General features: G+C 68.9%; 15 protein-coding genes. 12 read left to right on the top strand and 3 right to left on the bottom strand.

Translation table 11 applies throughout. The features are described from left to right. Positions 1–2 precede the first annotated feature (2 nt). From nadC to ACIGYR_RS32575, 7 genes are all read left to right on the top strand, one after another. Positions 3–980, top strand: coding sequence for a carboxylating nicotinate-nucleotide diphosphorylase (gene nadC, locus ACIGYR_RS32605; RefSeq protein ID WP_391847735.1), 978 nt, complete (start codon positions 3–5; stop codon positions 978–980). Positions 981–985: 5 nt separating this feature from the next. Then, a complete protein-coding gene (locus tag ACIGYR_RS32600) occupies positions 986–1,783 on the top strand; it encodes a type III pantothenate kinase (RefSeq protein ID WP_391847736.1) in 798 nt (265 codons plus the stop codon). Positions 1,784–2,055: 272 nt separating this feature from the next. Next, positions 2,056–2,727, top strand: a complete 672-nt coding sequence (locus tag ACIGYR_RS32595) for a hypothetical protein (protein WP_399606751.1) — start codon at positions 2,056–2,058, stop codon at positions 2,725–2,727. Positions 2,728–2,861: 134 nt separating this feature from the next. Beyond that, a complete protein-coding gene (locus tag ACIGYR_RS32590) occupies positions 2,862–3,038 on the top strand; it encodes a hypothetical protein (RefSeq protein ID WP_391847737.1) in 177 nt (58 codons plus the stop codon). Between the two features lie 218 nt (positions 3,039–3,256). Further along, complete coding sequence (locus ACIGYR_RS32585; RefSeq protein WP_391847738.1) at positions 3,257–3,703, top strand: BlaI/MecI/CopY family transcriptional regulator; 447 nt, start codon at positions 3,257–3,259, stop codon at positions 3,701–3,703. 9 nt (positions 3,704–3,712) lie between these two features. Next, positions 3,713–4,246, top strand: coding sequence for an amino-acid N-acetyltransferase (locus ACIGYR_RS32580; protein ID WP_061929704.1), 534 nt, complete (start codon positions 3,713–3,715; stop codon positions 4,244–4,246). A 203-nt stretch (positions 4,247–4,449) separates the two neighbouring features. Then, positions 4,450–4,785, top strand: coding sequence for an Lsr2 family protein (locus ACIGYR_RS32575; protein ID WP_201840919.1), 336 nt, complete (start codon positions 4,450–4,452; stop codon positions 4,783–4,785). Here ACIGYR_RS32575 and ACIGYR_RS32570 read toward each other — a convergent pair. Continuing rightward, positions 4,716–5,504: an SCO3374 family protein gene (locus tag ACIGYR_RS32570; protein ID WP_399606700.1), complete on the bottom strand. Its 789-nt coding sequence runs from the start codon at positions 5,502–5,504 to the stop codon at positions 4,716–4,718. The two genes, ACIGYR_RS32575 and ACIGYR_RS32570, sit on opposite strands and share 70 nt — an antisense overlap. Before the next feature lie 448 nt (positions 5,505–5,952). Here ACIGYR_RS32570 and ACIGYR_RS32565 point away from each other — a divergent pair, with 448 nt between their 5' ends. Then, on the top strand, positions 5,953–8,478 hold the full coding sequence (locus tag ACIGYR_RS32565) for an ATP-dependent Clp protease ATP-binding subunit (RefSeq protein ID WP_391847740.1): 2,526 nt from the start codon (positions 5,953–5,955) through the stop codon (positions 8,476–8,478). Positions 8,479–8,781: 303 nt separating this feature from the next. Here the strand turns inward: ACIGYR_RS32565 and ACIGYR_RS32560 are convergent, their stop codons facing one another. Further along, positions 8,782–9,414, bottom strand: a complete 633-nt coding sequence (locus tag ACIGYR_RS32560) for an HAD family acid phosphatase (protein ID WP_399606704.1) — start codon at positions 9,412–9,414, stop codon at positions 8,782–8,784. Positions 9,415–9,881: 467 nt separating this feature from the next. Here ACIGYR_RS32560 and ACIGYR_RS32555 point away from each other — a divergent pair, with 467 nt between their 5' ends. Next, positions 9,882–10,433 (top strand): M23 family metallopeptidase, encoded by a 552-nt coding sequence (locus ACIGYR_RS32555; RefSeq protein WP_391847742.1) that lies wholly within the window; start codon positions 9,882–9,884, stop codon positions 10,431–10,433. 1 nt (position 10,434) lies between these two features. Here the strand turns inward: ACIGYR_RS32555 and ACIGYR_RS32550 are convergent, their stop codons facing one another. Further along, the gene (locus ACIGYR_RS32550; RefSeq protein WP_399606706.1) at positions 10,435–11,034 is read right to left on the bottom strand and encodes a TetR/AcrR family transcriptional regulator; all 600 of its coding nucleotides are present in this window, start codon (positions 11,032–11,034) and stop codon (positions 10,435–10,437) included. A gap of 126 nt (positions 11,035–11,160) precedes the next feature. On the opposite strand from ACIGYR_RS32550, the gene ACIGYR_RS32545 reads away from it, so the two are divergent. The 3 genes from ACIGYR_RS32545 (at position 11,161) to ACIGYR_RS32535 (ending at position 13,836) form a co-directional block, all read left to right on the top strand. Further along, positions 11,161–12,732, top strand: coding sequence for an MDR family MFS transporter (locus tag ACIGYR_RS32545; RefSeq protein WP_399606708.1), 1,572 nt, complete (start codon positions 11,161–11,163; stop codon positions 12,730–12,732). A gap of 196 nt (positions 12,733–12,928) precedes the next feature. Continuing rightward, a complete protein-coding gene (locus ACIGYR_RS32540) occupies positions 12,929–13,405 on the top strand; it encodes a helix-turn-helix transcriptional regulator (protein WP_399606710.1) in 477 nt (158 codons plus the stop codon). Further along, entirely contained in the window at positions 13,402–13,836 is a 435-nt protein-coding gene (locus tag ACIGYR_RS32535; RefSeq protein ID WP_399606713.1) for a VOC family protein, read from the top strand. The genes ACIGYR_RS32540 and ACIGYR_RS32535 overlap by 4 nt, the downstream gene beginning before the upstream one ends. Positions 13,837–13,856 lie beyond the last annotated feature (20 nt).

Below are 13,856 nucleotides of genomic sequence, written 5' to 3'. Positions count from 1 at the left end.
ACGTGAGCACCGACGACCTTCCTCTCGCCCCCACCGGCGGCTGTGGCGACGGCTGCGCCTGCGGCGCGGAGGGTGACGAGGAGTACCTGGAGTGCGGGCTCGACCCCGCGCTCGCCGAGCTGCTGGCCGCCGCCGGACTCGACCCCGTCGAGGTCGAGGACATCGCCAACGTCGCCATCCAGGAGGACCTGGACGGTGGCGTGGACGTGACGACCGTCGCGACCATCCCGGAGGACGCCGTCGCGACCGGCGACTTCACCGCGCGCGAGGCCGGCGTCGTGGCCGGCCTGCGGGTCGCCGAGGCCGTGCTCTCCGTCGTCTGCACCGACGAGTTCGAGGTCGAGCGGCACGTCGAGGACGGCGACCGGATCGAGGCCGGGCAGAAACTGCTGTCGGTCACCACGCGCACGCGCGACCTGCTCACCGCCGAGCGCAGCGCGCTGAACATCCTGTGCCGGCTGTCCGGCATCGCGACCGCCACGCGCGCGTGGGCGGACGCGCTGGACGGCACCAAGGCGAAGGTCCGCGACACCCGCAAGACGACTCCCGGCCTGCGCTCGCTGGAGAAGTTCGCGGTCCGCGCCGGCGGGGGCGTCAACCACCGCATGTCGCTGTCCGACGCGGCTCTGGTGAAGGACAACCACGTGGTGGCCGCCGGCGGTGTCGCGCAGGCGTTCAAGGCCGTACGGGAGGCGTTCCCGGACGTGCCGATCGAGGTCGAGGTCGACACCCTGCACCAGCTGCGCGAGGTCGTGGACGCGGGCGCCGACCTGATCCTGCTGGACAACTTCACGCCCGGCGACTGCGAGGAGGCCGTCGGCATCGTCGGCGGTCGCGCCCTGCTGGAGGCGTCCGGGCGGCTGACGCTGGCCAACGCGCGCGCGTACGCCGACACCGGCGTGGACTTCCTGGCCGTCGGCGCGCTCACCCACTCCTCGCCGATCCTGGACATCGGCCTGGACCTGCGCGAGGCGGAGTAACGGCCATGCTCCTCACGATCGACGTCGGCAACACGCACACCGTCCTCGGCCTGTTCGACGGCGAGGACATCGTCGAGCACTGGCGCATCTCCACAGACCCGCGCCGCACGGCGGACGAGCTGGCGGTGCTGCTCCACGGCCTGATGGGCATGCACCCGCTGCTCGGCGACGAACTGGGCGACGGCATCGACGGCATCGCCATCTGCGCGACCGTGCCGTCGGTGCTGCACGAGCTGCGCGAGGTCACCCGGCGCTACTACGGCGACGTGCCGGCGGTGCTGGTGGAGCCGGGCGTGAAGACGGGCGTGCCGATCCAGTTCGACAACCCCAAGGAGGTCGGCGCCGACCGCATCATCAACGCGGTCGCGGCGAACGAGCTGTACGGCGGTCCGGCGATCGTCGTCGACTTCGGCACGGCGACCACCTTCGACGCGGTCTCCGCGCGCGGGGAGTACGTCGGCGGGGTCATCGCCCCGGGTATCGAGATCTCGGTGGAGGCCCTCGGGATCAGGGCCGCGCAGCTGCGGAAGATCGAGGTCGCCAGGCCCAGGAACGTGATCGGCAAGAACACGGTCGAGGCCATGCAGTCGGGCGTCGTGTACGGCTTCGCCGGGCAGGTCGACGGAGTGGTGAGCCGGATGGCCCGGGAGCTGGCCGACGACCCGGACGACGTCACGGTGATCGCCACGGGCGGCCTCGCTCCGGTGGTGCTGGGCGAGTCCGCGGTGATCGACGAGCACCAGCCGTGGCTGACGCTGATCGGGCTGCGCCTGGTGTACGAGCGGAACGTGTCCCGGCTGTGAGGGACGGCCGGCGCCCGCCCGGGCGCCGGCCTCACCGGTGCCCCTTGACGAGGGGCCGGCCCCCTGGCCGCCTTACCGGTGACGCCCGATGGGGAAGCCCTGGCCGCCTTACCGGTAACGCCTGATGGGGGACCCCCAGCCCCCTCACCGGTGCCCCCTGATGAGGGAACCCCGGAGCGACACGCAGCGACACAAACATTCTGATCCGTCACTTTTGTCCGATTAGCGATAGCGTCGCCCGCATGCCCACGCCATACGGATCCCGCGGCGGCATGGCGTTCGGCGCGGAGGAGCTGCGTGTGCTCCGCCGCGCCCTCGCCCTCGCCCTCCACCCCGGCCACGCTTCCGCCGAGGACGTGCAGGACTGCTTCCGGCTCTCCGAGTCGCTCGACGAGGCGATGCACGAGGGGGCCAGACTGCGCGCCTTCCTGGTGGCCGACCTGGGCAGGTACCGGGCCGCCCTGCCGGGCACCACCGCCGGTTACCTCGCCGTTCTGGAGGAGGCGCTCGGAACCGGGCACCGGCCGACGCCGGACGATCTCGCCGCGCTGCGGGCACTGCGCGGGAATCCCGCTGCGGCGGCGCTGCTGGACCGCTGTCAGGCGCTGGCCGAGCAGGACGTGCGGGCACGATTCGCACAGGGGGCGCGCAAGGTGCCCGCGCCCGCCGTGCCGCCCGCGCGGACGCGTCTGTCGGCCCTTGCGGGCGGTGCGGGCGGTGCGGGGGAGCCCGGGGTCCGGCAGGGCGACGGACAGGCCGAGGAGCCGCCGAAGCCCGCGCCGAAGCCCGCGCCGGGCCCGGTGGAGCGGCCCACGCCGAGGCCGGCGGAGTCGGAGCCGGTCTCGCCGAAGCGGCCCATTCCGACGCCGGGTGAGGTCTTTCCGCGCCGCAAGCCGACGCCGCCGACGGGTCCGACGGAGTCGCGGCAACTGGCCGCGGGCTGACCCCCCTCCAGCCGGCCTGACCTCCCCACCGGGGGCTCCGGTGGGGGGACTCGCCGTCCGCGTGACGGTGGCTGGTGTGGGTGGTTCGTGTACCCCGACCCTTTCGCCCCTTCCTCCGTGGATACTCTGGAGACATGGACTACGTCTCCGCGCTCGTGCCCCCGGTCGTCATGGCCGTGTTCTTCATCGGTCTGGTCAGGGTGATCGTGAAGACCCAGGGCGGGGCCGCCAAGGCCAAGGAGGACGCGGCCGTCGACGCCGCACTCGCGCGCGTGGAGGGCACGCGCCAGGCCCCCGCCGTCGACGCCTGAGCCGACCCGCTCCCCGTCCCGGCGAGCCCCGGCCGTCGGGCCCCCGAGCCCAGGACCGGCCCGGCGGTACGACTCACCGCAGCCCGCCGCTTTCCGAGTCGTACGCCCTTTTTGTTCGCGTTTGCAGCTCTAGCGCACGTCCGGCACGCCATTGCCGGGATCTCCCACTATTGTTCTGAGCTGTGCCTCGCCCATTGGGAGAACTCGAAGACGCGGTCATGACGCGGGTGTGGAAGTGGAACCGCCCGGTGACCGTTCGAGAAGTCCTGGAAGACCTCCAGCAGGAACGCTCCATCGCGTACACCACCGTGATGACCGTTTTGGACAATCTCCATCAGAAGGGCTGGGTGCGCCGTGAGGCGGAAGGCCGGGCCTATCGATATGAGGCCGTGTCGACACGAGCCGCGTACGCCGCCGCCCTGATGAACGACGCCTGGTCACAGAGCGACAACCCGGCCGCCGCTCTCGTCGCCTTCTTCGGCATGATGAGCGACGAACAGCGCCAGGCCCTCAGGGACGCCGTACGCATCGTCCAGGGTCCGGAAGAAACCCGGGAAGCTCCTGTGGCCCGGCAACAGGAAGCCCCCGTGGCGCGGCAACCAGAAGCTCCCGAAGCCCGGCAAGAGGAGAACCCCGGCTCGGCGCGGGGCGCGGACGGGCGATAGCGTCCGCTCATGTCAGCAGAGCGTCCCGAAGTCTCCGCAAAAGCCATCACCGTCCGGCGGGCCCGGACCAGCGATGTCCCGGCCGTGCGCCACCTCCTCGACGCCTACGTCCGCGACCGCATCCTGCTCGACAAAGCCACGGTCACGCTTTACGAGGACATCCAGGAGTTCTGGGTCGCGGAACGCGACGACAACGCCGAGGTGGTCGGCTGCGGCGCGCTGCACGTCATGTGGGAGGACCTGGCGGAAGTCCGCACTCTGGCGGTGAAGCCCGGCCTCAAGGGCGCCGGCGTCGGTCATCAGTTGCTGGAGAAGTTGCTCGAGACCGCACGCTGGCTCGGCGTTCGACGCGTTTTCTGCCTGACCTTCGAAGTGGACTTCTTCGGGAAGCACGGCTTCGTGGAGATCGGGGAGACGCCGGTCGACACCGATGTGTACGCGGAGCTGTTGCGTTCCTATGACGAGGGCGTCGCCGAGTTCCTCGGTCTCGAACGAGTGAAGCCGAACACCTTGGGCAACAGTCGGATGCTTCTGCATCTGTGATCGTCATTGCCCAGGTTCCCTATGTCCGAAACGCGCATGTTTCCGGACGCGGGCGGTCCGCTGAGTCACTCCCGAGGGTTTGTGTTTTTCCGGCAAAAGCGGTTTGCTTTCCGACGTACTGCAGTACTGCATATAACAGGGGCGGCGAAACGGCGGACGCCGCACACCCCTGGCCCTCAACGTTATCGATGAAAGGAAATACGGTGGCACAGAAGGTTCAGGTCCTTCTTGTCGACGACCTCGACGGCGGCGAGGCGGACGAGACCGTGACGTTCGCGCTGGACGGCAAGACGTACGAGATCGATCTCACGACCGTCAATGCGGACAAGCTGCGCAGCCTTCTTGATCCCTATGTGAAGGGCGGGCGTCGTACCGGCGGCCGTGCCTCGGGTGGGCGTGGAAAGGCGCGTGCCGCTTCCGGCGGCAACCAGGACACCGCGGCGATCCGCGCCTGGGCGAAGGAGAACGGTTACGAGGTCAATGACCGCGGCCGTGTTCCCGCGTCGATTCGTGAGGCATACGAGAAGGCCAACGGCTGATTCCGCCGGTCGGCGGGATTGCCGGCGCGGTTGCTCCACAGCCGGGCCCGGTGGCACTGCGCTGCCACCGTGTCCACCAGTCGTACGAGATCGGGGGCGGTCCCCTCGCGCCCCACGCCCGACCCGGCCGGCATGGCCGGTACGGCCGGCAGCGAATTCACGACCTCGCCTCCCGGCCCGGGGGGCCGCAGCCACACACCGGCCACGGCCCCCTGAACGGAAGCGGCCCGCGCGGGTTCGACGCGCGCTGAGCGGGCCCCCGGGGAATCAGACCGTACGGATTCGAGCCGTACGGATTCGATCTGTGCGGGTGCGAGCCGTGCGGGTGCGTGCTGTACGGATGTGAGCCGTGCGGTAGTGGTCCCTGCGGGCGGTGGCGGCGCCTCCAGCGTGCCGTTCTGCCCGAGGACCCGCAGGTCCAGGGGCACCGTTCCCCACTCCAGCCAGTCGAGCAGTCCGGGCAGCTCCTCCGCGCTCCCCGGGGCCACCAGCAGCTCCATCCGGTCACCCCGAAGGATGACCGGAGAGCCCGGTGCGAGATGCCGGAGCGCTTTCGCGCCCGCCTCGGCCGGTACGTCGAGCACGTCGAACCGCACTCCCGTGAGCAGCCGCAGCGGCCGGCCGGGCACTGTCGGCCAGCCCAGACCGTTCTCGTACCAGTGCCGGGCCCGGGCGTCCGGGTCGATGGGACGACGGGGGAGGGGGACCGTGGAGGTCATGGGGACTGAGCCGACCATGCCGAGTCCAACCGCCGCAGTGGCGTTCGGGTTACGCTGGGTGCGCCATCAGCTGCGCAGAGTGCCGGAAGAGGGGGCGCGTGGGGGTCCGGGGAGGCGCAAGGTTGTTCGCCCGTAGCGGAGCGAACCGGTGCGCGCGGCATGGAGTCTCCGTCCCCGCGGGTAAGACATGCCTAGTGGGAGGGGGCGACACGCAGTACGGGCCGTCTCACGTTCGCCATCGGCGTACTGGCGAGTGGGGTAACTGCCTGGCCTGCGGGAACATCGTCTCGCACCATCGGGTTGGAGCATATGTCGGCGTTCGGGGTCAGGAGGCCATCGACGGTGTCGGCAGTTGGAATGAGCGGTCCCCGCTTGCGGGACTAAGCTGCGGAAGGACAGGGAGGGGAAGTTCCCCCCACTGCCTGACCGCTCTGAGGAGCGATTAACGATGTTCGAGAGGTTCACCGACCGCGCGCGGCGGGTTGTCGTCCTGGCTCAGGAAGAAGCCCGGATGCTCAACCACAACTACATCGGCACCGAGCACATCCTCCTGGGTCTCATCCACGAGGGCGAAGGTGTCGCCGCTAAGGCCCTGGAGAGCCTCGGCATTTCGCTTGAGGCGGTCCGCCAGCAGGTGGAGGAGATCATCGGGCAGGGTCAGCAGGCCCCGTCCGGGCACATCCCCTTCACACCCCGTGCCAAGAAGGTCCTGGAGCTGTCGCTCCGCGAGGCCCTTCAGCTGGGCCACAACTACATCGGCACGGAGCACATCCTGCTCGGCCTGATCCGTGAGGGCGAGGGCGTCGCCGCCCAGGTCCTGGTCAAGCTGGGCGCAGACCTCAACCGGGTGCGGCAGCAGGTCATCCAGCTGCTCTCGGGTTACCAGGGCAAGGAGACCGCCACCGCCGGCGGCCCGGCCGAGGGCACCCCCTCGACCTCTCTCGTCCTGGACCAGTTCGGCCGGAACCTCACCCAGGCCGCTCGTGAGTCCAAGCTCGACCCGGTCATCGGGCGCGAGAAGGAGATCGAGCGGGTCATGCAGGTGCTGTCCCGCCGTACGAAGAACAACCCGGTGCTGATCGGTGAGCCCGGCGTCGGCAAGACCGCCGTCGTCGAGGGTCTCGCCCAGGCCATCGTCAAGGGCGAGGTGCCCGAGACGCTGAAGGACAAGCACCTCTACACGCTGGACCTCGGCGCCCTGGTCGCCGGCTCCCGCTACCGCGGTGACTTCGAGGAGCGCCTGAAGAAGGTGCTCAAGGAGATCCGCACCCGCGGCGACATCATCCTGTTCATCGACGAGCTGCACACGCTGGTCGGTGCGGGTGCCGCCGAGGGCGCCATCGACGCCGCTTCCATCCTGAAGCCGATGCTGGCCCGCGGTGAGCTGCAGACCATCGGTGCGACCACGCTGGACGAGTACCGCAAGCACCTGGAGAAGGACGCGGCCCTCGAGCGCCGCTTCCAGCCCATCCAGGTCGCCGAGCCGTCCCTGCCGCACACGATCGAGATCCTCAAGGGCCTGCGCGACCGGTACGAGGCGCACCACCGGGTCTCCATCACGGACGAGGCACTGGTCCAGGCCGCCACCCTGGCCGACCGTTACATCTCCGACCGCTTCCTGCCCGACAAGGCGATCGACCTGATCGACGAGGCCGGCTCCCGGATGCGTATCCGCCGGATGACCGCGCCGCCGGACCTGCGCGAGTTCGACGAGAAGATCGCCGGCGTCCGCCGGGACAAGGAGTCCGCGATCGACTCGCAGGACTTCGAGAAGGCCGCCTCCCTGCGCGACAAGGAGAAGCAGCTCCTGGCCGCCAAGGCCAAGCGGGAGAAGGAGTGGAAGGCCGGCGACATGGACGTCGTCGCCGAGGTCGACGGCGAGCTGATCGCCGAGGTCCTCGCCACGGCCACCGGCATCCCGGTCTTCAAGCTGACCGAGGAGGAGTCCAGCCGCCTGCTCCGCATGGAGGACGAGCTCCACAAGCGGGTCATCGGCCAGGTCGACGCCGTCAAGGCGCTGTCGAAGGCGATCCGTCGTACGCGTGCCGGTCTGAAGGACCCGAAGCGTCCCGGTGGCTCGTTCATCTTCGCCGGCCCGTCCGGTGTCGGTAAGACCGAGCTGTCCAAGGCGCTCGCCGAGTTCCTCTTCGGTGACGAGGACGCGCTGATCTCCCTCGACATGTCGGAGTTCAGCGAGAAGCACACGGTGTCGCGTCTCTTCGGTTCGCCCCCCGGCTACGTGGGCTACGAAGAGGGCGGCCAGCTGACCGAGAAGGTCCGCCGCAAGCCGTTCTCCGTCGTCCTCTTCGACGAGGTGGAGAAGGCCCACCCGGACATCTTCAACTCGCTGCTGCAGATCCTGGAGGACGGTCGCCTGACCGACTCCCAGGGCCGGGTCGTGGACTTCAAGAACACGGTCATCATCATGACGACCAACCTCGGCACGCGGGACATCTCGAAGGGCTTCAACCTCGGCTTCGCCGCCGCGGGTGACACGAAGACCAACTACGAGCGCATGAAGAACAAGGTGTCGGACGAGCTCAAGCAGCACTTCCGCCCCGAGTTCCTCAACCGCGTCGACGACGTCGTCGTCTTCCCGCAGCTGACGCAGGCGGACATCCTGCGGATCGTCGACCTGATGGTCGGCAAGGTGGACGAGCGCCTGAAGGACCGGGACATGGGCATCGAGCTCTCCCAGTCCGCCAAGGAGCTGCTGGCCAAGAAGGGTTACGACCCGGTGCTGGGCGCGCGTCCGCTGCGCCGCACGATCCAGCGCGAGGTCGAGGACACGCTCTCGGAGAAGATCCTCTTCGGCGAGCTGCGTCCCGGTCACATCGTGGTCGTGGACACCGAGGGCGAGGGCGACGCCCAGACCTTCACCTTCCGGGGTGAGGAGAAGTCGGCGCTGCCGGACGTCCCGCCGATCGAGCAGGCGGCCGGCGGTGCCGGGCCGAACCTGAGCAAGGACGCGTAAGCGCCCTGCCGACGGCCGAAGGAAGGGGCCGGTGCCTTTGGGGCACCGGCCCCTTCCGTTGTCCCCGGGTGCCGTCTCGGAAGGCGCAGGGCGGGTGCACGGGGCGCGTACCTCGGTGTCCGTCGCCCCGTACACGGCCGCGCCCGGCCACGAGGCCCACCGTCAGGGCCGTCCTCGTACCCCAGCTCGCAGCCCTGGTCGCCGCGCACCCGCTGCGCGAGGCCCGGTACTCCCAGCCGTCCGGCCGGGCTGCCCCGAGCGGGCGGCCGACCGCGGTGAGAGAACCCGTCGGCGCCGGGAGCGTTACGACAACTGTCCGTCGTAGTCCGGGAGTTTGTACGTCTTCTCGGCGTGACCGCCCGACAGGTCGGTGGCGCTGTTGCCGATGTTCGCGATGATCGTGTAGCCGTCGTTCTCGATGTCGACGCGCTGGGCGGTCTTGTAGGCGGCGACGTCCTTGAAGAGGTCGAACAGGCCGCGGACGTGGAGGCCGGAGACCTCGTAGCCGTCGTGCTCGAGGTTGTACTCGGTGGGCCAGTACAGGATGCCGGGGCGGGCGGTGACGAAGAAGAGGGAGACGCCGTGGTCCTGGGCGTAGCGGGCGACGTCCTGTACGGGCCTGTTGGCCGGTTGCGGGTAGCTGAAGCCGAAGTCGGTCTCCAGCGTGGTGTTGTCGATGTCGAAGACGATCGCCTGCTTCTCGCCGGGCCCGGCGGCGGCGATGCGGTTCTTCAGGTACGGCAGGGCCTGGTCCATGACCGCCTGGCAGTCCTTCTGCCAGGTGGCGTGGTCGACCTTCGCGGCCGTGCCGGCGGCCACCGCGGTGGTCGTGCTACCTGCCGCCTCCGCCGCCTGGGCGGGGGCGGCCAGCGCGGCCAGGGCGGCCACGGATACGGCGCTCGCGGAGATGCGGCGCGCCCAGGGGCGTGTGGTCATCGGTGAGGGTCCTCTCACGTCCGTACGTCATGTCCGTACGCGGCCTGAATGTCAGGGGCATGATCTGTGGCGAGAGTGGCGCGAGGGGAACCGTAGGGTTACTGGAGGGTAGGCGCCTAGAGGGCTGCGTCACATTTCTTTGGCCGCCGGTTCGACCCGCCGGTGATAAGCGGCACAGGCGAAATGTCCGGTACTAGCCCTGATAGTGGGATCAGTCAGGCGGGCAAATCGGGCGAAATGTGGACCTAGGGCCTGGAGGGTCATGGGGGAGAATGACGTCGTCAGAGGCTTGTCGGGTGCGGGGCGCGACTGTCAAGAATGCCGTTGGTTTCGCGGTCATCTACTACTTGGTGCCGTAGTTGGGCCGTTTTGGGCTTGATGCCGTGCTCGGTTACCAAGGGATGGCCGCTCCGGACGAAGGTCTGTGCGCCGGGTGGCCGACTTGTCTCCGAGTTCACGAGGTCACGATGTTCCGACGCTTCACGTCCCGCTCCACCCGTACGTCCTCGCAGCGCAACCGCGTGGCCGTCCTGGCTGCCGGAATCGGCGCCACGGCCGTGCTGGGGACCGGGGTCGCGAGCGCCGCGGCGCCGTCCGCCGCCTCCTGGGTCGACCCGGTGAAGAAGTACACGCTGTCCGCCAGCTTCATGCAGGCCGGCAGCCACTGGGTCGCCAAGCACAGCGGTCAGGACTTCGCCGTGCCGACCGGCACCGAGGTCATCGCCGCGCACGGCGGCACCGTCGTCAAGGCCGGCCCGAACGGTGCGGGTGACGGCCCGGCGTACGGCAACGCCATCGTCATCAAGCACGGCAACGGCACCTACTCGCAGTACGCGCACCTGTCCCGGATCGACGTCAGGATCGGTCAGATCGTGCGGACCGGCCAGCACATAGCCCTGTCCGGCTCCACCGGCAACTCCACCGGGCCGCACCTGCACTTCGAGATCCGTACCACCCCGAACTACGGCTCCGCCGTCAACCCGGTCGCGTTCCTGCGCGCCAAGGGCGTGACGGTCTGACCTAGGCCGTGTCGCGGGCGTGCTCGTGCGCCTGCTTGACCAGGTCCAAGGCGACCTCGAGAACGGCTGCGCGCTTCTTCTCGGGGTCGCCTTCCAGGTCCTGCATCACGAACATTCCGGCGTGCAGCGTGAACATCGCGCTGACCGAGCGCACCTGGTCCACGAGCTGCGCCTCGGGATTGATGAGGATGTCCCGCAGGCCGCGCATCCGGTCCTTGAAGGTGTCGCCGATGCGCAGTTCACGCACCGTCGCCTGGTTCTCCTGCATGAAGCGGAAGAGCGGTTCCGCGCCCGCGAGCGCCACGCTGTAACGGCGGAGGATCTCCTGCTTCGTCTCCAGGGTGTGCGGCTGCTGCCTGCCCCACTCGATCAGTTCCTCGATCGGCTTCGTCAGGTCCTCGAAGAGGCTGACGATGATCTCTTCCTTCGTCTTGAAGTGGTAGTACAGGGCTGCTTTGGTGACGTCGAGTCGCTCGGCGATCTCCCGCAGGGAGGTCTTCTCGTAGCCCTGCTCCGCGAAGAGTTCGAGCGCGACGTCCTGGATGCGCTGGCGCGTGTTGCCGCGGCGCTGCTGCTTGGTGCCGTCCATGGTGACGCCCATCCTCGTACTCCTCGCGCTCCGGCGGAAACTTACTTGACGCCCGGCTAGTAGCGCGTCTACTTTCCTAGTCTAGTGAGCACTAGCCGGGCGGCAAGTAAGTATGTCGCAGGGGGAAATGGGAAGACGATGGCGGACACGGTCGAAGAAGGCAAGCAGGGCAAACAGCCCAGGAGTGTGCGAGTGGTGCTGCTCGCACTCATGATCGCGATGATGCTCGCGATGCTCGACAACATGATCGTGGGCACGGCGATGCCGACGATCGTGGGCGAACTGGGCGGTCTGGAGCACCTCTCCTGGGTCGTCACCGGCTACACCCTGGCCACCGCGGCCTCCACCCCCGTGTGGGGCAAGCTCGGTGACATGTTCGGGCGTAAGGGTGCCTTCCTCAGCTCTATCGTGATCTTCCTGATCGGTTCGGCACTGAGCGGCATGGCCCAGGACATGGGCCAGCTGATCGGGTTCCGGGCCGTGCAGGGTCTTGGTGCCGGCGGTCTGATGGTCGGCGTCATGGCGATCATCGGTGACCTGATCCCGCCCCGGGAGCGGGGCAAGTACCAGGGCTTGATGGCCGGTGTCATGGCACTCGCCATGATCGGCGGCCCGCTGGTCGGCGGCACCATCACCGACAACTGGGGCTGGCGCTGGGCCTTCTACATCAACCTGCCGCTCGGCGCGGTCGCCCTCGCGCTGGTCACGGCCGTGCTGCACCTGCCGAGGAAGCGGTCCAAGGCGGGCATCGACTACCTCGGTGTCGTACTGCTGACCGTCGGCATCACCTCGATCGTGCTGGTCACCACCTGGGGCGGTACCGAGTACGCCTGGACCTCCGCGCGGATCATGGAGCTGATCGGCATCGGTGTGGCCGCGCTGATCGGGTTCGTCTTCTGGCAGACCCGGGTCTCCGAGCCGGTCCTGCCGCTGCACATCTTCAAGAGCCGCAACTTCACCCTGATGTCGCTCATCGGCTTCATCACCGGCTTCGTGATGTTCGGCGCCACGCTGTTCCTGCCGCTGTACCAGCAGGCGGTGCAGGGCGCCTCCGCGACCAACTCCGGTCTGCTGCTCCTGCCGATGCTCGGCGCGATGCTCGTGACCTCCATCATCGCCGGGCGGATCACCACCAGCAGCGGGCGGTACAAGATCTTCCCCATCGTGGGCGGCGTGCTGATGGTGATCGGGCTGTACCTGCTGTCCCTCATGGACACGGACACCACCCGCCTCACCTCCGGCCTCTACATGGTCGTGGTCGGTGCCGGCATGGGCTGCCTGATGCAGATCACCATGCTGGTCGCGCAGAACAGCGTGCAGATGAAGGACATGGGCGTGGCCTCCTCGTCCACCACCCTGTTCCGCACGCTCGGCTCCTCCTTCGGCGTGGCCATCATGGGCGCCCTGTTCAACCACCGGGTCCAGGACGTCATGGCCGAGCGGGCCGGCGCGCTGGGCAAGGGCGTCACCGAGAAGTCGGCGCAGCTGGACGCGGCGAGCCTGGCGAAGCTGCCGGCCGCGGCCCGGGAGGCGTACCAGCACGCGGTGTCCGCGGGCACGCACTCCGCGTTCCTGCTCGGCGCCGTGATCGCGGTGCCGGTCCTGATCGCGGCGCTGTTCGTCAAGGAGGTGCCGCTGAAGGGCGGGCCGCAGAAGCCCTCGGCCGACGGCTCCGACACGGCGCCGACGGCTGTGGTCGAGGCCGTCTGATCCTTCCCCGAGCTCGCGAAGGCCCCGGTAGGTGTCCGCCCCGGGGCCTTCGGCCTTTTCCCCGCCCCGAGGACGCCGGTCGAACACCCGGCACTGAGCCGTTCGCGCCGGTCGGCGCCGATGCCGGAGCCGTTTCAGGGGCGATGCCGAAGTCGGTGCCCGAGTCGATGTCACAGGCCCGTGGCACCATCGGCCCATGGACAAGATCCGGCGCCTGCGTCTGGCCAAGGACGCCATGGACCGGGACTGGGCCGACCCGGGACTCGACCTGGACGCGGTGGCGGCACATGCCGGGTACTCGCGCTATCACTTCCTGCGCGCCTTCAAGGAGGCGTACGGCGAGACGCCCGGCCAGTATCTGACCCACCGGCGGATCGAGCGCGCCGAGGAGATGCTGCGCAGCGCCAATCTCACGGTGACCGAGATCTGCACCCTGGTCGGCTTCAGCAGCCTCGGCACCTTCTCCGCCCGTTTCAAGGCCCGGACCGGCCTCACCCCGAGCGCGTACCGCACCGAGCACGTGGGCCACGGCGCCGCCCTCATACCCGGCTGCTACGCCATGCTCTGGGCCGGCGGTTTCAACACCGCAACATCGAAGAAGCGCGCCGAGCCCGGCCCTGCCTACGGTGACGAGCAGGAACAGCAGCCGCACGACAGGAGCACGCAGCCATGATCAAGGGCCTGGGCATCACCACCGTATGGACCAACGACCAGCAGCGGACGAAGGCGTTCTTCACCGAGAAGCTGGACTTCGAGGTGCGCAGCGACCTCGCCATGGGCGACATGCGCTGGGTCACCGTCGGCGCCAAGGACCAGCCCGGCGTGGAACTGGCGCTGATGAGCCTGGACGGCCCCGGCCTGGACCCCGAGTCCGCCGAGGCGCTGAAGAAGCTCGTCGCCAAAGGGGTGCTGGGGGCCGGCGCGTTCCACACGGACGACTGCCGGGGCGACTACGAGACGTTCCGGGCGCGCGGGGTGGAGTTCCTCCAGGAGCCGAAGGAGCGGCCCTACGGCATCGAGGCGATCTTCCGGGACGACAACGGCAACTGGTACTCGCTGACCGAGCGCAGCGCGGAACTGGACTTCTCCAAGGACTTCGGGTGACCGCGGAGCCCGTCGTACTG

The sequence above is a fragment of the Streptomyces sp. NPDC053076 genome (genome assembly GCF_044546845.1).
In the GTDB taxonomy this organism is placed as follows: domain Bacteria; phylum Actinomycetota; class Actinomycetes; order Streptomycetales; family Streptomycetaceae; genus Streptomyces.
Note: the sequence above shows the minus strand (reverse complement) of the source record. Positions and strands in the feature narration are given on the sequence as shown.

Coding starts and splice junctions, on each gene's coding strand:
- ACIGYR_RS32600 (WP_391847736.1), top strand. CDS start 986: ATGCTCCTCACGATCGACGTCGGCAACACGCACACCGTCCTCGGCCTG.
- ACIGYR_RS32595 (WP_399606751.1), top strand. CDS start 2,056: ATGGCGTTCGGCGCGGAGGAGCTGCGTGTGCTCCGCCGCGCCCTCGCC.
- ACIGYR_RS32590 (WP_391847737.1), top strand. CDS start 2,862: ATGGACTACGTCTCCGCGCTCGTGCCCCCGGTCGTCATGGCCGTGTTC.
- ACIGYR_RS32585 (WP_391847738.1), top strand. CDS start 3,257: ATGACGCGGGTGTGGAAGTGGAACCGCCCGGTGACCGTTCGAGAAGTC.
- ACIGYR_RS32580 (WP_061929704.1), top strand. CDS start 3,713: ATGTCAGCAGAGCGTCCCGAAGTCTCCGCAAAAGCCATCACCGTCCGG.
- ACIGYR_RS32570 (WP_399606700.1), bottom strand. CDS start 5,504: ATGACCTCCACGGTCCCCCTCCCCCGTCGTCCCATCGACCCGGACGCC.
- ACIGYR_RS32565 (WP_391847740.1), top strand. CDS start 5,953: ATGTTCGAGAGGTTCACCGACCGCGCGCGGCGGGTTGTCGTCCTGGCT.
- ACIGYR_RS32560 (WP_399606704.1), bottom strand. CDS start 9,414: ATGACCACACGCCCCTGGGCGCGCCGCATCTCCGCGAGCGCCGTATCC.
- ACIGYR_RS32555 (WP_391847742.1), top strand. CDS start 9,882: ATGTTCCGACGCTTCACGTCCCGCTCCACCCGTACGTCCTCGCAGCGC.
- ACIGYR_RS32550 (WP_399606706.1), bottom strand. CDS start 11,034: ATGGGCGTCACCATGGACGGCACCAAGCAGCAGCGCCGCGGCAACACG.
- ACIGYR_RS32545 (WP_399606708.1), top strand. CDS start 11,161: ATGGCGGACACGGTCGAAGAAGGCAAGCAGGGCAAACAGCCCAGGAGT.
- ACIGYR_RS32540 (WP_399606710.1), top strand. CDS start 12,929: ATGGACAAGATCCGGCGCCTGCGTCTGGCCAAGGACGCCATGGACCGG.
- ACIGYR_RS32535 (WP_399606713.1), top strand. CDS start 13,402: ATGATCAAGGGCCTGGGCATCACCACCGTATGGACCAACGACCAGCAG.